This window comes from Haemophilus sp. HMSC71H05 (assembly GCF_001838635.1).
GTDB lineage: Bacteria > Pseudomonadota > Gammaproteobacteria > Enterobacterales > Pasteurellaceae > Haemophilus_D > Haemophilus_D parainfluenzae_R.
The window spans coordinates 25,522-45,326 of the sequence record NZ_KV838037.1 but is presented as its reverse complement, the minus strand read 5'-3'; the positions used below and the strand labels follow the sequence as shown (position 1 = coordinate 45,326).

Annotated in this window: 20 protein-coding genes; 11 read left to right on the top strand and 9 right to left on the bottom strand. The window is 40.5% G+C overall.

Translation table 11 applies throughout. The features are described from left to right. Positions 1 to 53: 53 nt before the first annotated feature. Together menC and menB are read right to left on the bottom strand one after the other, a co-directional pair. Entirely contained in the window at positions 54 to 1,043 is a 990-nt protein-coding gene (gene menC, locus HMPREF3279_RS06465) for an o-succinylbenzoate synthase (protein WP_070868587.1), read from the bottom strand. Between the two features lie 69 nt (positions 1,044 to 1,112). Further along, positions 1,113 to 1,970 (bottom strand): 1,4-dihydroxy-2-naphthoyl-CoA synthase, encoded by an 858-nt coding sequence (menB, locus tag HMPREF3279_RS06460; RefSeq protein WP_005698319.1) that lies wholly within the window; start codon positions 1,968 to 1,970, stop codon positions 1,113 to 1,115. Positions 1,971 to 2,152: 182 nt separating this feature from the next. Here menB and HMPREF3279_RS06455 point away from each other — a divergent pair, with 182 nt between their 5' ends. Together HMPREF3279_RS06455 and HMPREF3279_RS06450 are read left to right on the top strand one after the other, a co-directional pair. Next, on the top strand, positions 2,153 to 2,692 hold the full coding sequence (locus tag HMPREF3279_RS06455) for a DUF5358 domain-containing protein (protein WP_049384165.1): 540 nt from the start codon (positions 2,153 to 2,155) through the stop codon (positions 2,690 to 2,692). 190 nt (positions 2,693 to 2,882) lie between these two features. Next, positions 2,883 to 4,541 (top strand): phospho-sugar mutase, encoded by a 1,659-nt coding sequence (locus HMPREF3279_RS06450; RefSeq protein WP_070868584.1) that lies wholly within the window; start codon positions 2,883 to 2,885, stop codon positions 4,539 to 4,541. 60 nt (positions 4,542 to 4,601) lie between these two features. Here HMPREF3279_RS06450 and murQ read toward each other — a convergent pair whose 3' ends face one another. From murQ to HMPREF3279_RS06430, 4 genes are all read right to left on the bottom strand, one after another. Next, positions 4,602 to 5,510: an N-acetylmuramic acid 6-phosphate etherase gene (murQ, locus tag HMPREF3279_RS06445; RefSeq protein ID WP_070868581.1), complete on the bottom strand. Its 909-nt coding sequence runs from the start codon at positions 5,508 to 5,510 to the stop codon at positions 4,602 to 4,604. A 3-nt stretch (positions 5,511 to 5,513) separates the two neighbouring features. Further along, positions 5,514 to 6,632: an anhydro-N-acetylmuramic acid kinase gene (locus HMPREF3279_RS06440; protein ID WP_070868579.1), complete on the bottom strand. Its 1,119-nt coding sequence runs from the start codon at positions 6,630 to 6,632 to the stop codon at positions 5,514 to 5,516. A 123-nt stretch (positions 6,633 to 6,755) separates the two neighbouring features. Further along, on the bottom strand, positions 6,756 to 7,595 hold the full coding sequence (locus HMPREF3279_RS06435; protein WP_070868576.1) for a CAF17-like 4Fe-4S cluster assembly/insertion protein YgfZ: 840 nt from the start codon (positions 7,593 to 7,595) through the stop codon (positions 6,756 to 6,758). Between the two features lie 8 nt (positions 7,596 to 7,603). Next, positions 7,604 to 8,467, bottom strand: a complete 864-nt coding sequence (locus HMPREF3279_RS06430) for a YicC/YloC family endoribonuclease (RefSeq protein ID WP_070868573.1) — start codon at positions 8,465 to 8,467, stop codon at positions 7,604 to 7,606. 176 nt (positions 8,468 to 8,643) lie between these two features. On the opposite strand from HMPREF3279_RS06430, the gene HMPREF3279_RS06425 reads away from it, so the two are divergent. Next, positions 8,644 to 9,858, top strand: coding sequence for an aromatic amino acid transporter (locus tag HMPREF3279_RS06425; RefSeq protein WP_070868570.1), 1,215 nt, complete (start codon positions 8,644 to 8,646; stop codon positions 9,856 to 9,858). Between the two features lie 42 nt (positions 9,859 to 9,900). On the opposite strand, the gene HMPREF3279_RS06420 is transcribed toward HMPREF3279_RS06425, so the two are convergent. Next, on the bottom strand, positions 9,901 to 10,536 hold the full coding sequence (locus HMPREF3279_RS06420) for a DUF421 domain-containing protein (RefSeq protein WP_070591886.1): 636 nt from the start codon (positions 10,534 to 10,536) through the stop codon (positions 9,901 to 9,903). Then, positions 10,536 to 10,991, bottom strand: coding sequence for a DUF3290 family protein (locus HMPREF3279_RS06415; protein ID WP_070591889.1), 456 nt, complete (start codon positions 10,989 to 10,991; stop codon positions 10,536 to 10,538). The genes HMPREF3279_RS06420 and HMPREF3279_RS06415 overlap by 1 nt, the downstream gene beginning before the upstream one ends. A 147-nt stretch (positions 10,992 to 11,138) precedes the next feature. Between HMPREF3279_RS06415 and nudC the strand changes: the two genes are divergently transcribed. The 6 genes from nudC to glmS all read left to right on the top strand — a co-directional run bounded on the left by nudC (position 11,139) and on the right by glmS (position 16,813). Continuing rightward, on the top strand, positions 11,139 to 11,930 hold the full coding sequence (gene nudC / locus HMPREF3279_RS06410) for an NAD(+) diphosphatase (protein ID WP_070868567.1): 792 nt from the start codon (positions 11,139 to 11,141) through the stop codon (positions 11,928 to 11,930). 14 nt (positions 11,931 to 11,944) lie between these two features. Continuing rightward, a complete protein-coding gene (gene hemE / locus HMPREF3279_RS06405; RefSeq protein ID WP_070868564.1) occupies positions 11,945 to 13,009 on the top strand; it encodes a uroporphyrinogen decarboxylase in 1,065 nt (354 codons plus the stop codon). Positions 13,010 to 13,020: 11 nt separating this feature from the next. Further along, the gene (locus HMPREF3279_RS06400) at positions 13,021 to 13,611 is read left to right on the top strand and encodes a YjaG family protein (RefSeq protein ID WP_070868561.1); all 591 of its coding nucleotides are present in this window, start codon (positions 13,021 to 13,023) and stop codon (positions 13,609 to 13,611) included. 137 nt (positions 13,612 to 13,748) lie between these two features. Continuing rightward, entirely contained in the window at positions 13,749 to 14,021 is a 273-nt protein-coding gene (locus HMPREF3279_RS06395) for an HU family DNA-binding protein (RefSeq protein WP_005696943.1), read from the top strand. Between the two features lie 126 nt (positions 14,022 to 14,147). Next, entirely contained in the window at positions 14,148 to 14,930 is a 783-nt protein-coding gene (locus HMPREF3279_RS06390) for a DeoR/GlpR family DNA-binding transcription regulator (RefSeq protein WP_070868558.1), read from the top strand. A 50-nt stretch (positions 14,931 to 14,980) separates the two neighbouring features. Next, positions 14,981 to 16,813 carry a glutamine--fructose-6-phosphate transaminase (isomerizing) gene (gene glmS / locus HMPREF3279_RS06385; RefSeq protein WP_014064713.1) on the top strand — a complete coding sequence of 611 codons (1,833 nt, stop codon included), beginning with the start codon at positions 14,981 to 14,983 and terminating at the stop codon, positions 16,811 to 16,813. A gap of 64 nt (positions 16,814 to 16,877) precedes the next feature. On the opposite strand, the gene lpxH is transcribed toward glmS, so the two are convergent. Further along, the gene (gene lpxH, locus HMPREF3279_RS06380; protein ID WP_070868555.1) at positions 16,878 to 17,582 is read right to left on the bottom strand and encodes a UDP-2,3-diacylglucosamine diphosphatase; all 705 of its coding nucleotides are present in this window, start codon (positions 17,580 to 17,582) and stop codon (positions 16,878 to 16,880) included. A gap of 87 nt (positions 17,583 to 17,669) precedes the next feature. On the opposite strand from lpxH, the gene HMPREF3279_RS06375 reads away from it, so the two are divergent. Beyond that, positions 17,670 to 18,392: a 1-acylglycerol-3-phosphate O-acyltransferase gene (locus HMPREF3279_RS06375; RefSeq protein WP_070868552.1), complete on the top strand. Its 723-nt coding sequence runs from the start codon at positions 17,670 to 17,672 to the stop codon at positions 18,390 to 18,392. Position 18,393: 1 nt separating this feature from the next. After that, positions 18,394 to 19,803: a multicopper oxidase domain-containing protein gene (locus HMPREF3279_RS06370; RefSeq protein ID WP_070868549.1), complete on the top strand. Its 1,410-nt coding sequence runs from the start codon at positions 18,394 to 18,396 to the stop codon at positions 19,801 to 19,803. Positions 19,804 to 19,805 lie beyond the last annotated feature (2 nt).

Here is a 19,805-nt window from a genome sequence, read left to right as displayed (position 1 = left end):
TCCTTTAACTTGTGCGAATTATAGCGATTTTTTGTGTAATGGTGGTCGTATCTCTATACAATTTTGGTAATAAATTCTGAATTTAAATCAATTAGCGGTAAATCTGAGCCCGGCCACGCACGTAATACTTGATGTTGCATCAAATTCAAGGTATCCAATCCAGGTGTTACATTGGGGGTATATTGTGCTGCAATACGAGCGAGTTGCGTCAATCCAAGGCTACTTTCAATACTTGAGCTAATCACTGCTTTTATGCCCAAACTATGCGCTTGCGCAATCAGCTTTTGACAATCTTGTAGCGAACCAACCAATGTTGGTTTAATCACAATGGCACTTAAGTGCGGTTCATTTTCTACAAGAAAATCTGGCTCACGCACACTTTCATCCCAAGCAATATTAATGCCCGTTTGAGCTGCAAACTGACGACTTTCTTCACGGGTTTTACAAGGTTCTTCCAGAAATTGAATACGTGAACGATGTTGCGTTTTCACTTTCTCCGCAAATTTTAACGCCTTTTCCAAGGTCCATTGGCGATTCGCATCTAGACGTAATTGCAAATCAGGAATAGCTTCAAGAAACATATCCGTAATCAAGCCATCACGATTCGCTTCATACATACCGACCTTAATTTTAGCCACTTTGTCACCTGGCATTTGATTCAGTTCTGCATATAACTCATCAGGATCGCCATAGCACAACGGTGCCGTATGATAGTTACCTTCCTCATTTAAATAACGTTTCATCTCATCCATCGCCGCGCTAATACCAAAAGCAACGGAAGGATAACAACCATCAAGGGGGACTCTTGGCGCTTCGCAACTTGCATGACACCAATTCGTCAGCCATTCAATAGCTTGCTCTTGCGCTTGTTCGATAGTTTCTTCGCTAAACCCAGGTAAAGGTGCAATTTCCCCCCAGCCATCACGGCTGCAAGCAACACGTACAATCAAACCTTCACGACGTTTTAAAAAACGTCCACGTAAAATCAATTGGCTGTCGACTGGAATAGAATAACGATAAAGATTAAATGATTTGCTTTCCATCTTATTCTCCTTGATGACAAAAGTGCGGTTAAAAACACACAGATTTCTAACCGCACTTTTATGTTCAAATTAAGGATTACGTCTGAATTTGCTGAAATCTGGTGCGCGTTTTTCGTTAAACGCGTTACGACCTTCTTGACCTTCTTCAGTCATATAGAACAACATGGTTGCATTACCTGCGAGCTCTTGTAAACCTGATTGACCATCACAGTCTGCATTTAATGCGGCTTTTAAGCAACGTAATGCAATTGGGCTGTTACGTAACATTTCACGGCACCAACGCACAGTTTCTTTTTCTAAATCTGCATAAGGTACTACGGTATTCACTAAGCCCATATCTAATGCTTCTTGCGCATTATATTGGCGGCATAAGAACCAAATTTCGCGGGCTTTTTTCTGCCCCACTAAACGCGCCATATAGCTTGCGCCCCAACCACCATCAAATGAACCTACTTTAGGACCAGTTTGACCAAAAATCGCATTGTCTGCCGCAATAGTTAAATCACATAACATATGAAGTACGTGACCACCACCAATCGCATAACCTGCGACCATTGCCACCACTGGTTTTGGACAAGTACGAATATCACGTTGGAAATCCAATACATTTAAGTGATGTACACCGCTTTCATCTTTGTAACCGCCGTAGTCACCACGAATTTTTTGGTCACCACCAGAACAGAATGCTTTTTCGCCTTCACCGGTTAACACAATTACGCCGATTTTTTCATCGAAACGCGCGTTAGAAAATGCATGGATCATTTCTTTAACTGTTTGCGGACGAAATGCGTTACGCACTTCTGGACGGTTAATGGTGATTTTTGCAATACCATCAGTCGATTTGTGGAAACGGATATCAGTATAACCTTCGCTATGATCAACCCACTCAACTGGTGCATATAAAACATCATCTTTTGGATTTTGCATTGTTCTTTCCTTTATAAGTGTAAAAAGTGCGGTCATTATAGCGGAAGTTTTTTAGTTCGGGAAAGAAAATCACTTCTCAATTAGAGAATCACTTTACAATCAGATTGTTGTTGCTAAAATTTTGCCATTCTAGATGTTATAAGGAAATTTAAGTGAAAAAATTTATTTTTTTAAGCAGCATTATGTTATTGAATGCTTGTAGTTTATTCGGTTCATCACAATCAACTATTCCTGCTGAATTCGCACAAGCTGATTATCTCCTTTCAGATGAGAATGCGAAAGCATGGGCTACAGCGAGTAAACAAGCTGAACAATGTATCTATCCAAATTTAACTCGCATTCAGCAACAACATTTTGCCAAAGAAGATAGCTATATTCATTCCCAATATGTCTTTTTCTATCCGTTAGAAAAAATTATCGGTGAAGATTATGTAAAAATGATTCAAAAAGATGAAAAATCGATGAATTATGCGACCTATCAATTTAAGAAATTCCGCGCAGAACTTGGTGATGTTGATGCATTAGAGCCAAAAGCTTGCCAAATCTTACGTACTCAGGCAAAAGAAGACTTAGATGTGGTGAAAGGCCAGTATGTAAATGGCATGGTAGATGAAACGAAAAATGATGACGGCACATTGAAGAAAACGGGTGATGGTATTGCAACCAATCAAAACAAATTCTTCTTTGATATTATTAAATGGGGTTCTGCCCTTCTTCTCTAATTTTTATTATTTTATATAAATTTATATCACTCTCACGGCGTAAATATTTTTTACGCCGTTTTTATATCAAGAGAAAACGGTTGCGATCAAAAAAAGCTTAAATTTTCAGTAAAAAAGCAAAATAGTCATTTAAATTAAAGTCATTTTCAGCTAGTCTAACAAGAATTAGTTTTTACAAGGAGAAAACATCATGACAACGCTTTTTGATATTGCACAAAACTGGTTAAACCAAGATCCTGATGCAGAAACTCATGCAGAATTAACCGCACTTTTAACGGCGGCGAAAAACGGTGATGAAAAAGCAAAATCTGAATTACAAGCTCGCTTTAGTGGCCGTTTACAATTTGGTACGGCGGGACTTCGTGGACCATTACAAGCTGGCCCTATGGGGATGAACCGTGTATTAGTAGCACAAGCTGCGGGCGGTTTAGCGGACTATTTAAAAGATTACGACAAACAACCTTCTATCGTGATTGGTTATGATGGTCGTAAAAACTCTGATGTTTTCGCACGTGATACCGCTGAGATCATGGCAGGTGCAGGCGTGAAAGCTTATTTACTTCCACGTAAATTACCAACGCCAGTATTAGCTTACGCAATTCAATATTTTGATACCACAGCAGGTGTGATGGTGACAGCAAGCCACAACCCACCTGAAGATAACGGTTATAAAGTGTATTTGGGTAAAGCGAATGGCGGTGGCCAAATCGTTTCTCCGGCAGATAAAGATATCGCGGCATTAATCGACAAAGTGGCCGCAGGCAATGTAAAAGATTTACCACGTAGCCAAGATTATGTGGTGTTAGATGATGAAGTGGTTAACGCTTATATTGAAAAAACAGCATCTCTTGCTAAAGAACCAGAAGCAGACATAAACTACGTTTATACTGCAATGCACGGTGTAGGCTATGAAGTATTAAGTAAAACCTTAACCAAAGCCGGTCTTCCACAACCTCATATTGTGGCGGAACAAGTATGGCCAGACGGCACATTCCCAACAGTAAACTTCCCTAACCCGGAAGAAAAAGGTGCATTAGATTTAGCGATTAAAGTAGCAAAAGAACACAATGCAGAATTCATTATTGCTAATGACCCAGATGCAGACCGTTTAGCGGTAGCTGTTCCAGATGCACAAGGTAACTGGAAATCTTTACACGGCAACGTAGTAGGCTGTTTCTTAGGTTGGTATTTAGCAAAACAATATCATGCAAAAGGTGAAAAAGGCGTATTAGCGTGCTCTTTAGTATCTTCTCCAGCGCTTGCTGAAATTGCGAAAAAATACGGTTTCCAATCAGAAGAAACCTTAACCGGTTTCAAATACATCGGTAAAGTTCAAGGCTTATTATTCGGTTTTGAAGAAGCACTTGGCTACTTAGTTGACCCAGATAAAGTACGTGATAAAGATGGTATTTCTGCCGCGATCGTATTCTTAGATTTAGTGCGTCACTTGAAAGCTCAAGGCAAAACCTTAGCGGATTACGCCAATGACTTCACGCAAGAATTCGGTGCTTATGTAAGTGGTCAAATTTCTATTCGTGTAAGCGATTTATCTGAAATTGGTAAATTAATGGCCGCACTTCGTAACACGCCTCCAGCTGAAGTAGGTGGCGTTAAAGTGGCACAATTCATCGACCACACTAAAACAGATCGTCAAAGCGACATCCTTGTATTCGTATTAGAAAACGGTAGCCGCTTAATCGTTCGTCCATCTGGTACTGAGCCGAAAATCAAGTTCTATCTTGATGCTCGCGGTAAAGATCCAAAAGACGCAGATCACGTTTTAGCACAATTTGATGAAGGTGTTCGTCAAATCCTTCGTCAAGATGCTTACGGCAAACAAGATTGCTAATTGAGCAAACTATTAAATGATAAAAACGCTAGGTTTGATGCCTAGCGTTTTTATTTTTACTTATTTCAATGCAAGTTGTAACTTGCCGTGATGTTTTTCTAATAAAGCCTCTGCTTGGGCACGATCTAATCCACTCAGGATCATCATAATCGCTAATTTCGCATTTTGATCAGCCTGCTTTAATGTCTCTTCTGCGAGTGCCTTATCGCAATCCGTGGCTTGCATCACGATGCGAATGGCGCGGGCTTTCAGCTTTTCATTACTCGCCTGCACATCCACCATTAAGTTTTGATAGCATTTGCCCATTAAGATCATGGAAGCCGTAGTAAGCATATTCAGTACTAATTTTTGTGCTGTACCCGATTTTAAACGGCTCGAGCCAGTTAGCACTTCTGGTCCCACTACCGTATCAATAGCAATATCCACAATATTTGCCATCGCTGAATTCGGATTACTTGCAATTGAAACGGTCACTGAACCTAAACTTTTCGCATATTCCAATGCACCAATCACATAAGGTGTTCGTCCACTGGCGGCAATGCCCACCAATACGTCTTTTGAGGAAAATTGAATGGTTTGTAAATCAACCACGGCTTGTGCTTTACTGTCTTCCGCCCCTTCAATAGGATGACGTAATGCGCGCTCACCGCCTGCAATAATACCTTTTACCATTTCAGGTGATACACCAAATGTTGGTGGGCATTCAGAAGCATCGAGTACCCCCAATCGACCACTGGTTCCCGCGCCAATATAGACTAATCGACCACCTTGTTGAAATGCTGCAACAGTACGCTCAACCGCTTGGGCAATTTGAGGTAAACATTTTTCAATTGCCAAAGGCACTTGTTTATCTTCCTCATTCATTAACTGCACAATTTCCAATGCAGACAAACTATCCACATGCATGGAATTGGGATTCCGTTGTTCAGTAATTAAAGTTGAAAGGGTTTGTAATAAATTCTCTGCCATGGTTTATTCCTTTGGAAAAATTGCCCCTAAACTAACCGCACTTGTAGCGCCTGTTACACTCGGTAAATTAGCGGGCAAATTATGCATACGACGATAAGCCAACCAAGCAAAAGCTGCCGCTTCCACATAATCGATATCAAGATCTAATTCAGTCGTAAGCTGAATACGCCAACTTGGCAATGCTTGTTTTAAGCCATTCATAATCGCCTGATTTTTAGCGCCACCACCACAAACAAGTAATCGGCATGGTAATGTCGTCTGAATATTGTTAAGGGCTAAAACAATACTTTGCACGGTAAATTCAGCCAAGGTGGCTTGCACATCTTGTGGTAAAAGTGCGGTCGTTTTGCCTGCTATTTTTTGAATTTTATTCTCTAGCCAAGCCAAATTAAATAATTCACGCCCTGTGCTTTTCGGTGGTGGCAGTTGAAAGAAATCTTCATCTAATAATGCCGCTAACAAATCTGAATTCACTTGACCTGACTCCGCCCATTCACCATTTTTGTCATAAGCTTTTCTTTGATGCTTTTCGATCCATTGGTCGAGCAAGGTATTACCGGTTCCTGTATCAAAGCCAATGACAGGCTGTTCGGGTATCAATAAGGATACATTACTAATGCCGCCAATATTAAGCACCACTGTTGCCCAGTTAGGATCAAAAAATACCGCTTGGTGAAAGGCGGGTACTAAAGGCGCCCCTTGTCCACCGAATGCCATATCTTTACGGCGCAAATCACCAACGACCGTAATACCTGTTTTAGCGGCTAATAAATTCATATCACCGATTTGCATGGTAAACGGAAATTGACCTTTTGGGGAATGCCACACTGTTTGTCCATGACAGCCAATGGCTTCGATCTGTTCTGGTTTTAACTGGTATTTATGTAAAAAGGTATTTACGCAATCGGCATACAGTAAACCAAATTGATGGTCAAGTTCTCCCAGAGCCTGTAATGTAGTTGTGCCTGATTGAATAAGTGCGGTCACTTTTTCGCGTAAATTTGCCGACATCGGTGTAAAATCTGCCGCAATTAATTTGGTTTGATTAGATTGGATATCAATAAGGGCAATATCCACCCCGTCAAGGCTGGTGCCAGACATAATACCAAGATAATAAGTCATAGAGTTCAATTCGTGAGTTTTTCAGAATTATAGCGGATTTTAAAAAAATAAAAAAAGAGAGAACATTGTGGTTCTCTCTTTTCTTCTTATAAGCTTATAAGCCATCAATGACTAAATCGTTTTTTAACTATTGATGGAATAAGGTAACGGTTCAATTTTCAGAACGGTTCCATCTTCAGGTAAACGGAAACTTATCCCTTCTTCTAAATCGTTGTTCATCACCACTTGTAACCATAAAACGCCGTCAAAATTGACCGCACTTACGATCGTACCCGTTTTACGCCAAGCTGTTTCTAACTGCATTTCAATTTCGCTGCCGATTTTCGGTGTAACCGTTGTTTCACCCGAAAGCACATACATCGCTCGTTTATTGGCGCCACGATATTTGGCTCGCGCGACAGTTTCTTGCCCGATATAACAGCCTTTAGTAAAAGAAATTGCTTGTTCGATAGCTTGTAGATTTAATGCCTGCGGGATAAATTCATTTTGCGTTTCCGCACTCAAGCTTGGTAAGCCCGCTTGAATATCCGCAAAAAGCCATTGTTTTTCATCGCCATTGAAGGTGACATCTAACGGTGTCGGATTGATCAAAATTGCACGATTTTCATCAATATCTAATTCAATCTGCGCGTGAATTCGACCGCACTTTTCACCAATTAAGCCGACAATTTTCCAATCCAATACTTGAAATGTCACTTTTGAAAACACGGCATATTTTTTTAAATGATCGAGTGGCGCAAATAAATTTTTCGGCATTAAAATCAAAAACTGCTCTGCAGAAAGCTTAATTAAGCGGAACAACGAGTTCATTTTGCCTTTAGGATCACAATGCGCTGTAAGCGTTGAAGCGCCTGCCACCAAATGCACCACATCACAAGTTAATTGGCCTTGCAGATATTTCTCCGCATCCACGCCCGCCACTTCCACCAAATCATATTGGTTTAATGAAATAAATGTTGCCATGATTTTTCCTATTCAAGGTTTTGAATTTGCTCACGCATTTGTTCGATTAATACTTTTAATTCCACGGCAGAAGCGGTGATATCGGCATTAATGGATTTTGATGCCAACGTGTTAGATTCACGATTAAGCTCTTGCATCATAAAGTCCAGTTTACGACCTACTGCCCCACCTTTTTTCAGGATATTATTGGTTTCTTTCACGTGCATTTGCAGACGATCTAATTCTTCCGCCACGTCCACACGTTGCGCCAGTAAAATCATTTCTTGTTCAACACGTTGTGGATCAAGTTGAATCTTCGCTTCTTCAAAACGTTGCAATAAACGCTCACGCTGCCATTGTAAAACGGCCGGCATTTGTGACCGCACTTTTTCGGCTTCTACCGTAATACCATCTAGACGTTGCTGAATAATGGCTTGTAGTTTTTCGCCTTCACGGCCACGCATTGCAATAAATTCCACCAACAACTCATCAAAAGCTGTCAACAAATCTTGACTGATGGCATCTAGATCTTGCTCAGCCGCTTCTACCACGCCGGGATAACGCAATACATCTGCTAAATTGATTTCACCCTCGCCAGCTTGCGCCTTAATCCATTGTAAAGATTGGATAACTTGATTAGCTAATTCCTTATTTAAATTGAGCTCAGCCGCCGCTTGTTTTTTGCTATCAATACGCAATGAACATTCAATTTTACCGCGAGTAAGATTTTGACGAAGTTTCTCACGCAAAGCATTTTCCAAGCCACGGAATTGCTCTGGCAAGCGGAAAAAGTTTTCCAAATAACGTTGGTTAACCGAACGAATTTCCCAAACTGCATCGCCCCAATCTTTCTTGATTTCAAGGCGTGCAAAGGCTGTCATACTATAAATCATAAGCGCTCTCCTACTATTGTCTCTCGTCTTAATTGATTTGCCGGCTATTTTATCGGGAAAGTGCGGTCATTTCTACCGTACATTTTGTAGAAGAATTTTGTTTTCCCTACTTTACACACTGTAAAGATTAAAATACAATCATCGTAAATTTATCATTACAACCAAAGGGAAGTAAAATGAACAAGACTATGGGAAGTACCTTACTTGTTGCTGGAACCATGATTGGTGCGGGAATGTTGGCAATGCCACTCACCTCTGCGGGGATTGGCTTAACGGCGACTGTTTTCTTATTAATTGGCTTGTGGGCTGTGCTCACTTTCACTGCACTTTTATTCGTGGAACTGTATCAAACCGCTGACAGTGATGCAGGGATCGGCACACTTGCTGCACAATATTTTGGTAAAGCAGGGCGAATTATTTCCACCGCTGTTTTAATTGTCTTCTTATATGCCTTAATTGCCGCTTACGTAAGTGGTGGTGGTTCCTTATTAATGGATTTACTCCCAGCCATGGGCGATAAAGACACCATGAACAAAATCGCGGTGCTTGTATTCACCATTTTCTTCGGCAGTTTTATTGTCATCGGCACACACAGTGTGGACAAAATCAATCGCGTATTATTCTTTGTGATGATTGCTGCTTTTATCTTAGTGCTCGCATTAATGCTACCAAACATCAAATTTGATAACTTAATGGCGATGCCAATTGATAACGCTTTAATTATTTCTGCAAGCCCTGTATTTTTCACGGCATTTGGTTTCCACGGTTCCATTCCAAGTTTAAATAAATACTTAGACGGTAATGTGAAATCCTTACGCATTGCGATTTTAGTGGGTTCTGGCATCACATTATTTGCTTACTTTTTATGGCAGCTTTCGACGCACGGCTTACTCAGCCAAAATGAGTTTTTACAAATTTTACGTGAAGACGCCACGTTAAATGGCTTGGTGAAAGCAACCTTAGAAATCACCCAAAGCCCAATTATTGCGAATGCGGTAAAAATCTTCTCCACTTTAGCATTGGTCACTTCATTCTTAGGGGTGGCATTAGGTTTATTAGAATGTATCGAAGACTTACTCAAACAATCTTTTGATATTCATGCAGGGCGTATTTCATTAGGTTTAATGACCTTTATTCCCCCAGTGCTTTTCTCCCTTTTCTATCCGGAAGGTTTTATTCTCGCTCTGGGTTATGCTGGTCAAATGTTCGCGTTCTACGCAGTGGTTTTACCGGTAGCATTAGTTTGGAAAGCACGTGCGATTCATCCTAACTTGCCATACAGAGTGTGGGGCGGTAAAGCATTGTTAGTACTCGTCTTAGTCCTTGGAGTGATTATTACTTCAATTCCTTTTGCGATTAGAGCTGGTTACTTACCTTTCGTCGTGGGTTAAAATGAAACAAAAAAGACCGCACTTTTAAGGTGCGGTCTTTTTTTATTTGTTTTCATATAAATGTGTCACTAACTGACCATTCAAATATTCGCCAATATACACTTGCTCAACTGTTAGGTTCTGTTTTTCTAACTCGGCTTTAACCCATTCTTCATCACGATCAATAATGTCTAAAATATCATCATCTAATTGTCCATCAACAATTAATGGATAACGTAAGTTATCATCGCCGTATTGAATAATCGAGAGTTGCCCATTTTGTTCGAATACCGCACGTTTAACCGTTTTGATTTCATAGATACCGGCTGCACGTAACTTAAACATGAGGTCATGGGCAGCAATACCGTTTTTCATACATTCAGCGGTTTTGACCTTACCGTTTGAAATCACCCAAACAGGTTTACCATCAATCAAAGATTTAACTAATTTGTTATGATTTTTGATAAAACGGAGGGTAAAAACCAATAATGTCCAAAGCACGAGCACGAGAGAGAACTGGAATACCCCAATACTATCGCTATAAATCACACCACCAATAATGCCACCTAGCACATAGTTTTGTACCTGATCCATCGCGGAGGTCGGTGCAAGGTTACCTTTTCCCATTAAGTTAATTTGGAGTACCAGTCCAATAATACCCATGGCCAATTTCAAGCCTAATAATGTGTAGCCATCCATTATTTATCCTCCTTATCAATCACAGTAACATTCGGGTTTACTAAGTTAATTGGGGATAAGGTATACGCTGAAAAATCATTATTAAAATGGACTTCGAAATACTGATCCCGAATATTTAAAATCATGCCGTTCGTTAATGTACGGCTATTGGTACGAATATCTTCTTTCTGCAAATTTTGACTGTCTTTCACCGAATTTAAAAATGTCACCACGCGAGAGGTATCAGCTGTATAGACTTCACTTCGCTCATATTGGTTATATTGCACACCGAGCAAGAAAATGATTAATAAAAGGAAAATAATACTGAGATCACGATATTTGGTTTGTAACCGATGACGCAAATATAAGCTTGTCACCACAAGCAATGCACCTAACGAGACAAAAATGGCGATATATTTAAAATAACCTTGAAAAGACATCGCATTTTCTAAAAAAGCAAAAGAGAAAAAAGACATTTGTCATTCCTAATTTTAAAGAGAAAAACAGGTTGCTACTGTAGCACAACGAAAACTGACTAGCTATCTTTATCACAGAAATTAAATTCGTTTTTCCGAAAAATCCCTTTTATAATGACCGCACTTTTGAAACAAAAAGAGAAAAATATGAAAGCAATTCAGCCCGAAGATCAGGGATATTGGCTGCTCACCAAAGGATCGACACTTTATTGGCAGGAAAATGATCTGCCTTTCGGAACAGCAAAGGAACTCGGCCTCACAACGCAAAAAGCAATGTTGCTCGGGAAATGGAAATCACAACCTTTATGGCTTGTGGCAGAAAATGATCAAGATGAACGAGAATACCTTTCCTTACGGAGTTTGTTGTCATTACCGACTGAAGATTTTCATTTATTAAGCCGAGGCGTGGAAATCAATCATTTTTTGAAAACCCACCAATTCTGCGGAAAGTGCGGTCAAAAAGCGGAACAAACTCACGATGAGCTAGCGGTTCAATGCACAAGTTGTGGCTATCGTACTTACCCAGTCATTTGCCCTTCGATTATTGTCGCCGTTCGCCGTGGCACAGAGATTTTATTAGCCAACCATAAACGCCATTACACGCCTGGCAAAGCAGGTATTTACACCACGCTAGCCGGTTTTGTAGAAGTGGGTGAAACCTTCGAAGATGCCGTTCATCGTGAAGTGTTTGAAGAAACTGGTATTCGCGTGAAGAATATTCGCTATTTCGGTAGCCAACCTTGGGCATTCCCGAATTCACAAATGGTGGGCTTTTTAGCTGATTACGACAGCGGGGAAATTCAACTGCAAGAAACAGAACTGCATGATGCACAATGGTTTTCTAGCGCGGCCCCCTTGCCAGAATTACCGCCAACAGGTACTATCGCACTCAAATTAATTAATGCTACGCTTGAGCTTTGCAAAGCGGAACAAAAATAAATAAAGGAAAGCCCATGTCTGAATTAAAAAATGATCGTTATTTAAAAGCCTTATTACGTGAACCCGTGGATATGACACCCGTATGGATGATGCGCCAAGCGGGACGCTATTTGCCTGAATATAAAGCAACACGCGCTGAAGCGGGCGATTTTATGTCTCTTTGCCGTAATGCAGATTTAGCTTGTGAAGTTACCTTACAGCCACTTCGTCGCTATGCTTTAGATGCAGCCATTTTATTTTCAGATATTCTGACTATTCCTGATGCGATGGGGCTAGGCTTAAGTTTTGGTGCAGGTGAAGGTCCGAAATTTGCCCATCCAATTGAAAACAAAAGTGCGGTCGAAAATTTACCGATTCCTGACCCTGAAGGCGAACTTCAATATGTGATGAATGCTGTTCGCACAATTCGTCGCGAACTAAAAGGCGAAGTGCCACTGATTGGTTTCTCTGGTAGCCCGTGGACACTGGCGACTTATATGGTTGAAGGTGGTAGCAGCAAAACCTTCAATAAAATCAAAAAAATGATGTATGCCGAACCGCAAACCCTACACCTTTTATTAGACAAGGTGGCGGATTCCGTGATCTTATACTTAAATGCTCAAATCAAAGCTGGCGCACAAGCAGTCATGGTGTTTGATACCTGGGGCGGTGTGTTAGGTCATCGTGAATATTTAGACTTCTCTCTGCAATATATGCATAAAATCGTTGATGGTTTAATTCGTGAACACGATGGTCGTAAAGTACCGGTAACCTTATTTACTAAAGGCGGCGGGTTATGGTTAGAAGCCATGGCTAATACAGGCTGTGATGCGCTCGGATTAGACTGGACAGTGAATTTAGCGGATGCGAAAGCACGCGTAGGCCATAAAGTGGCACTACAAGGCAATATGGATCCAAGTGTGTTATATGCACCTGCAGAGCGTATTGAGCAAGAAGTGCAGTCAATTTTAGCTGATTTTGGCCAAGGTAGCGGACACGTGTTTAATTTAGGTCATGGTATTCACCAAGATGTGCCGGAAAGTGCGCCAAAAATCTTCGTGGATGCGATTCATGAGTTCTCTAAAGCCTATCATAAATAAGCGAGAAAAAAATGCGAAATCCGATTCACAAGCGTCTCGAAAATCTCGAAAGCTGGCAACATCTGACCTTTATGGCTTGCTTATGCGAGCGTATGGCACCTAACTTTGCCCTATTCTGCCAAATGACGGAACAAAAGCCTGCAGACAAAACCTATCACAACATTTTAAACTTAGTGTGGGAATTTCTAACGGTTAAAGAGGCAAAGATTAATTTCGAGAACCAATTAGAGAAACTTGAAGAAATTATTCCTGATGTGAATGATTATGACTTCTTTGGTGTGGTACCTGCTCTCGATGCTTGTGAAGCGCTAGGTGAATTGTTGCATGCGATTATCGCGGGCGAGACACTTGAAAAAGCAATTCAAATCAGCCAAATTTCATTAGGCACCGTTTGTTCTTTGTTAGAAACACAAGAAGATCGTGATCTTTCTGAGACTGAGCTGAAAAGCCGTAAAGAAATTGAAGAAGAACTTGACCTTCAATGGCAAATCTATCGCTTACTCAAAGACTGCGAAAAACGCGATGTAGACTTGATTTTATCCCTCCGAAACGAGATAAAGCAGGAGGGAATCTCCAATATTGGTATAAAAATTGAGCAATAACGTGAGATTTGTCACAATTTTTGCAAATCGGGCTTTTATTTCCCCCCAAGTTCGATTAGACTTGCCCAAGCCGTAGCAGTTAAAAGCTACGCTTATTTGAATAGAGTCAATTTTAATTTAACAGAAGGTACAAATTTATGAACAAAACAGATTTAATCGATGCAATTGCAAGTGCAGCTGAATTAAACAAAAAACAAGCTAAAGCTGCATTAGAAGCTACTTTAGCCGCTATCACTGGTAGCCTTAAAAAAGGTGAACCTGTTCAATTAATCGGTTTCGGTACATTCAAAGTAAACAAACGTGCAGCACGTACTGGCCGTAACCCACAAACTGGTGCAGAAATCAAAATCGCAGCATCTAAAGTTCCAGCATTCGTATCTGGTAAAGCATTAAAAGACGCAATCAAATAATTAGTCTTAAAACGAATTTTAATTGAACCCTGCTTTGTCAGGGTTTTTTGTTGCCTAAATTTTAGCTTTACAATCATTATTTTGCCGATATAATTCCGAACCGAAACTTATTATGGAATATAAATAATGAAACGAAATATTCAACACCGAAATACCCAACAACGCAGACATGCCATTATGCAGCTACTGCAAGAACAAGGTGAAGTCAGTGTAGAACAGCTTGTACAATTATTTGACACTTCTGAAGTGACGATTCGAAAAGATCTCACTGCATTAGAAAGTAATGGTTTCCTTCTTCGTAAATACGGTGGTGCCATTTTAATGCCACAAGAAATCATCGAAGAAGAACAAGATAATGAACTTTCGCAACGAAAGTTAGTCTTAGCAAAGGCAGCTGCAGAACGTATTCGTGATCACAATCGCATTATTGTGGATAGTGGTAGTACAACCGCTGCATTGATTAAACAACTTAATCGCAAGCAAGGCTTGGTTGTGATGACGAATTCGCTTTCGGTGGCCACCGCATTACGTTCACTCGAAAATGAACCGACACTCTTAATGACGGGAGGCACTTGGGACACACGCTCTGAATCCTTCCAGGGCAATATTGCCGAACAAGTGCTACGTTCTTATGATTTTGACCAATTATTTATTGGTGCCGATGGCATTGATTTAGAACGTGGTACAACGACATTTAATGAGTTGGTTCGCTTAAGCCAAGTGATGGCTGAAGTATCTCGCGAAGTGATCGTGATGGTGGAATCACAAAAAATTGGCAGAAAAATGCCAAATGTGGAATTAACCTGGCAGCAAATTGATGTGCTGATTACTGATAACAAATTATCTCAGGCTGATAAAGACGCCATAATGGCGCAAGGCGTAGAAGTAATTTGTGTAGATGTGGCATAAAGTGCGGTCAGAAAAATAAGACTTTTAATTTTAGTAAATAAGGAAAAACTATGTGTGGTATTGTTGGTGCGGTAGCACAACGTGATGTAGCAGAAATTTTAATTAATGGTTTACACCGCTTAGAGTATCGTGGTTATGACTCTGCAGGTGTTGCTGTTGTGGATCCAAACCATGAATTACACCGAGTGCGCTGCTTAGGTAAAGTAAAAGCCCTTGATGAAGCCGTTGCAGTAAAACCATTAATCGGTGGTACAGGGATTGCGCACACACGTTGGGCAACTCATGGTGAACCTTCTGAAGCCAATGCTCACCCGCATACTTCAGGTAACTTTGCTGTTGTCCATAACGGTATCATCGAAAATCACGAAGAATTACGTGAATTACTTAAATCACGTGGTTATGTGTTTAATTCTCAAACTGATACCGAAGTAATTGCTCACCTTGTTAATTGGGAAATGCGTACAGCCTCAAATCTTCTTGAAGCTGTCCAAAAAACCGTAAAACAACTTACTGGTGCATACGGCATGGTTGTACTAGATCGTGAGCATCCAGAACATTTAGTGGCAGCGCGTTCAGGCAGCCCGTTAGTGATTGGTTTAGGAATTGGTGAAAACTTCCTTGCATCTGACCAACTTGCGCTATTAAGCGTAACTCGTCGTTTCATCTATTTAGAGGAAGGCGATATTGCAGAAATCACACGTCGTACCGTGGATATTTACGATGCAAATGGTCAAAAAGTAGAACGTGAAGTGCACGAGTCTAACCTTGAAAATGATGCAGCAGAAAAAGGCAAATTCCGCCATTTCATGCAAAAAGAAATCTATGAGCAACCAAATGCATTAATCAACACCATGGAAGGTCGTATCCTTCATAACAACGTGATTGTGGATGCTATTGGTAATGGCGCAGCTGAAATTTTAGAAAAAGTTGAACACATTCAAATTGTGGCTTGTGGTACCTCTTATAATGCAGGGATGACTGCTCGTTACTGGTTTGAAGCACTTGCTGGCGTAAGCTGTGATGTTGAAATCGCATCTGAATTCCGCTATCGCAAATTCGTGACTCGTCCGAATAGCTTGTTAGTGACTATCTCTCAATCTGGTGAAACAGCGGATACTCTTGCCGCACTTCGTCTTGCAAAAGAAAAAGGTTACATGGCAGCCTTAACGATCTGTAACGTATCAAGTTCATCTTTAGTACGTGAATCTGATCTTGCCTTCATGACACGTGCAGGCGTTGAAGTCGGTGTGGCATCAACCAAAGCCTTTACCACTCAGTTGGCCGCATTATTAATGTTAGTCACTGCCATTGGTAAAGTAAAAGGCAATATCTCAAACGAACAAGAAGTGGAAATTGTAAAAGCGTTACAATCACTTCCGGCTGAAGTTGAAAAAGCCCTTGCATTTGATAAAGACATCGAAGCATTAGCAGAAGACTTCGCAGAGAAAAACCATGCGCTTTTCTTAGGTCGTGGCGAGTTCTACCCTATCGCAATGGAAGCTTCATTGAAATTAAAAGAAATTTCTTATATCCATGCTGAAGCTTATGCGGCAGGTGAATTAAAACACGGTCCATTAGCCTTAATCGATGCAGACATGCCGGTTATCGTGGTCGCACCAAACAATGAATTACTTGAAAAAGTGAAATCAAACATTGAAGAGGTACGTGCTCGTGGTGGGCAACTTTATGTGTTCGCTGATAAAGAAGCAGGCTTCACACCAAGCGAAGGCATGAAAATTATCACGATGCCAAAAGTGAATGAAATTATTGCGCCAATTTTCTACACCGTTCCTATGCAATTATTGTCATACCATGTGGCATTAATTAAAGGAACTGACGTGGATCAACCTCGTAACTTAGCGAAATCGGTAACCGTAGAATAAAGTGCGGTTGAAAATCAGCACGTTTTAATACAAAAAAGCACAGGTTTAATCCTGTGCTTTTTGTTTAAATAAACCGATAACCGTTTTCTGTTACTTCCAGAATTGAAGCATAATCTTTTCGCCAATCGCCTAACACAATTCGCGTGTACCCTTTTTCCTGATGAATGGCTTCTCGATGCGTATGACCGTGAATTAATCGATTTACGCCAAATTCTTTTACGGTTTGTGCCGTAAACGCTAAATTCACATCCATGATATCCAGTGACTTATATTGCTTATCTTGTTTACTCTTCGCGCGAATTTTCTCTGCAATTTTTAACCGCACTTTTAATGGCAAGCATAAAAACAATCTTTGTCGCCATTTTTGATGCACCTTCCGGCGAAATTGTTGATATTTCACATCATCAATACATAAGGTATCACCATGACAAATTAAGGTTTTCACACCATAAAGATCAACACAATGATAGTCAGGCAATAACGTTAAACCACAATCTTGTGCAAATTTTTTCCCTACCAAGAAATCTCGATTACCATGAATGAAATAACAAGCTATGCCCTTTTCTGTTAGGTTTTTTATCAACTGTTTTACTTGTGAGATTAAAGGTGACGTTTCATCGTCACCAATCCAAAAATCAAAAAGATCCCCCAAAATATAAACCGCTTGCGATTCTTGTGCTTGGTTTTGCATAAAATCACAAAAAAGTGCGGTTAATTCCGGATGCGTTTCGCTTAAATGAAGATCTGCAATAAAATAAATGGGTTTCATAACTATTCCGTCATTTTTTTCATTAGATTAGCACACATTTTTGTGTAATTTGCTATACTTTCCAAAAATTTTAATTAGGTATTTTCTATGTTAAAAATCGCCAGAATTCTCATCGTTGCACTTTGTTGTATTTTAATTTGTGTGCTCGGTACGATCTATTCCTTTATTCGTTTCAAAAACCCAAGCAATGTGGGCGTTATGGCTCGCTGGTTTGGTCGTTTATACCCTTTATTTGGCTTAAAAGTAGAACACCGTTTTCCACAAAATAAAGAGAATATGCCGCGTTGTATTTATATCGGTAACCACCAAAATAATTTCGATATGATGACCATCTCTTACATGGTATTACCTCGTACGGTAAGTGTGGGTAAAAAAAGCCTAATTTGGATTCCTTTCTTCGGTATTTTATATTGGGTAACCGGCAATATTTTCTTGGATCGTGAAAATCGTTCTAAAGCACACAGCACCATGACTGAACTTGCTCGCCGTATCAATAAAGACAATCTGTCAATTTGGATGTTCCCTGAAGGTACACGTAGCCGTGGTCGTGGTTTATTGCCATTCAAAACCGGTGCATTCCATGCTGCAATTGCGGCTGGCGTACCAATCGTGCCAGTAGTATGTTCGACGACTCACAACAAAATTGATTTAAATCGTTGGGATAATGGTAAGGTGATTTGTGAAATGATGGATCCAATTGATGTGTCATCCTACACAAAAGACAATGTTCGCGAACTTGCTACTTACTGTCACGATTTGATGGAAAAACGCATCGCTGAACTCGATGCTGAAATTGCACAAGGAAAATAATATGTTGCGTCTTTCTCGTCGCCAATTATTAAAAACTACCGCAATTTCAACCGCACTTGCTGCCACACCTCAATCGGTATTAGCGGCATCCCGTGAAAAATTAACCATTCAACCGTTGATGGAAACGAAACGTGGTCGCCCCATTATTCTTAATATGGAAGAAACCGGCTATAAGCTAGATGGTTCCCATAGCGTCAGTGTGTGGGGCTTTAACGGCAATTACCTTGGACCCACTATTCGCATCAAATCGGGTTCCTTTGCAAAACTCAATTATCACAACAATTTGCCACAAAGCATTGCCCTCTCCATTCAAGGATTACAAGCCAGTGGCGAATTATTTGGTGGTGCTGCAAAAGTCTTAAAGAAAGGGGAATCTTGGGCACCGATTATCCCAATAGAGCAACCTGCCGCAACTTGCTGGTATCGATCTGCCACCCTGGCAAACTCGGCTTATCAAACCTATCGAGGCATTGTCGGGATGTGGTTGATTGAAGATGATCAAAGCCTAAAATCACAACTTCCTCATAAATATGGCGTGGACGATATTCCATTAATCTTACAAGACATGGAATTTAACGGCGACGGATTACAATTATTTAAGCAAAATCAACCGCACTTTGTCGGTAATCGTCTTCTTGTGAATGGACAAGAAGCGCCTTATCTTGACGTCCCTCGCGGTTGGATACGTTTACGCTTACTCAATGCCTCATTGGCAAGAGCCTATGATCTACGTTTAGATAACGAACAAGAGATGTTACTCGTTGCGAGAGATCTAGGCTTTTTACCACAAGGTAAAGCGATCAATTCTCTTATTCTTGCACCAGGTGAGCGTGCTGAAGTGCTCGTTAATTTAAGTGAAGGAGAAGGCGTATCACTCATCTCTGGCGCCAAACGTGGCTTCTTCGACAAAATCAAAAATGTGTTCAGTTCAGGTAATGATTTTGCCGATAACACCGTTTTAGAACTTCGCCCACAAGGTGAGATCTCCGCATTCAGTAAAAAGATGAATGAATCATTCAATACTGATGCTTCCGAGATGCTCGAAAGTAAAATAGCCCAAGAACGTACCTTTGAATTGGATGTCACAAATGGCTTAATCAATAAACAACGCTTTGACCCGCGTCGTATTGATGTTTCAGCTAAAGTCGGCACCGTCGAACGTTGGATCATCAACAGCTCGCTACCAGTAGGTTTCACCATTCAAGGCGCTAAATTTGTGATTGAAAGCCAAGATGACGCCAACGTTGATGTGTCGGAACTAGCCTGGAAAGACACGGTTTGGGTGAAAAAGAAAGTACAAATTTTAGTAAAATTTGAACAACCTTCGTCAAATACTCATCCATTCTTATTTGGCTCATCCAATTTAATGCTGGCAGATATGGGCTGCCTTGGTATAATGATCGTTCAATAAAA

Coding starts and splice junctions, on each gene's coding strand:
- menC (WP_070868587.1), bottom strand. CDS start 1,043: ATGGAAAGCAAATCATTTAATCTTTATCGTTATTCTATTCCAGTCGAC.
- menB (WP_005698319.1), bottom strand. CDS start 1,970: ATGCAAAATCCAAAAGATGATGTTTTATATGCACCAGTTGAGTGGGTT.
- HMPREF3279_RS06455 (WP_049384165.1), top strand. CDS start 2,153: ATGTTATTGAATGCTTGTAGTTTATTCGGTTCATCACAATCAACTATT.
- HMPREF3279_RS06450 (WP_070868584.1), top strand. CDS start 2,883: ATGACAACGCTTTTTGATATTGCACAAAACTGGTTAAACCAAGATCCT.
- murQ (WP_070868581.1), bottom strand. CDS start 5,510: ATGGCAGAGAATTTATTACAAACCCTTTCAACTTTAATTACTGAACAA.
- HMPREF3279_RS06440 (WP_070868579.1), bottom strand. CDS start 6,632: ATGACTTATTATCTTGGTATTATGTCTGGCACCAGCCTTGACGGGGTG.
- HMPREF3279_RS06435 (WP_070868576.1), bottom strand. CDS start 7,595: ATGGCAACATTTATTTCATTAAACCAATATGATTTGGTGGAAGTGGCG.
- HMPREF3279_RS06430 (WP_070868573.1), bottom strand. CDS start 8,467: ATGATTTATAGTATGACAGCCTTTGCACGCCTTGAAATCAAGAAAGAT.
- HMPREF3279_RS06425 (WP_070868570.1), top strand. CDS start 8,644: ATGAACAAGACTATGGGAAGTACCTTACTTGTTGCTGGAACCATGATT.
- HMPREF3279_RS06420 (WP_070591886.1), bottom strand. CDS start 10,536: ATGGATGGCTACACATTATTAGGCTTGAAATTGGCCATGGGTATTATT.
- HMPREF3279_RS06415 (WP_070591889.1), bottom strand. CDS start 10,991: ATGTCTTTTTTCTCTTTTGCTTTTTTAGAAAATGCGATGTCTTTTCAA.
- nudC (WP_070868567.1), top strand. CDS start 11,139: ATGAAAGCAATTCAGCCCGAAGATCAGGGATATTGGCTGCTCACCAAA.
- hemE (WP_070868564.1), top strand. CDS start 11,945: ATGTCTGAATTAAAAAATGATCGTTATTTAAAAGCCTTATTACGTGAA.
- HMPREF3279_RS06400 (WP_070868561.1), top strand. CDS start 13,021: ATGCGAAATCCGATTCACAAGCGTCTCGAAAATCTCGAAAGCTGGCAA.
- HMPREF3279_RS06395 (WP_005696943.1), top strand. CDS start 13,749: ATGAACAAAACAGATTTAATCGATGCAATTGCAAGTGCAGCTGAATTA.
- HMPREF3279_RS06390 (WP_070868558.1), top strand. CDS start 14,148: ATGAAACGAAATATTCAACACCGAAATACCCAACAACGCAGACATGCC.
- glmS (WP_014064713.1), top strand. CDS start 14,981: ATGTGTGGTATTGTTGGTGCGGTAGCACAACGTGATGTAGCAGAAATT.
- lpxH (WP_070868555.1), bottom strand. CDS start 17,582: ATGAAACCCATTTATTTTATTGCAGATCTTCATTTAAGCGAAACGCAT.
- HMPREF3279_RS06375 (WP_070868552.1), top strand. CDS start 17,670: ATGTTAAAAATCGCCAGAATTCTCATCGTTGCACTTTGTTGTATTTTA.
- HMPREF3279_RS06370 (WP_070868549.1), top strand. CDS start 18,394: ATGTTGCGTCTTTCTCGTCGCCAATTATTAAAAACTACCGCAATTTCA.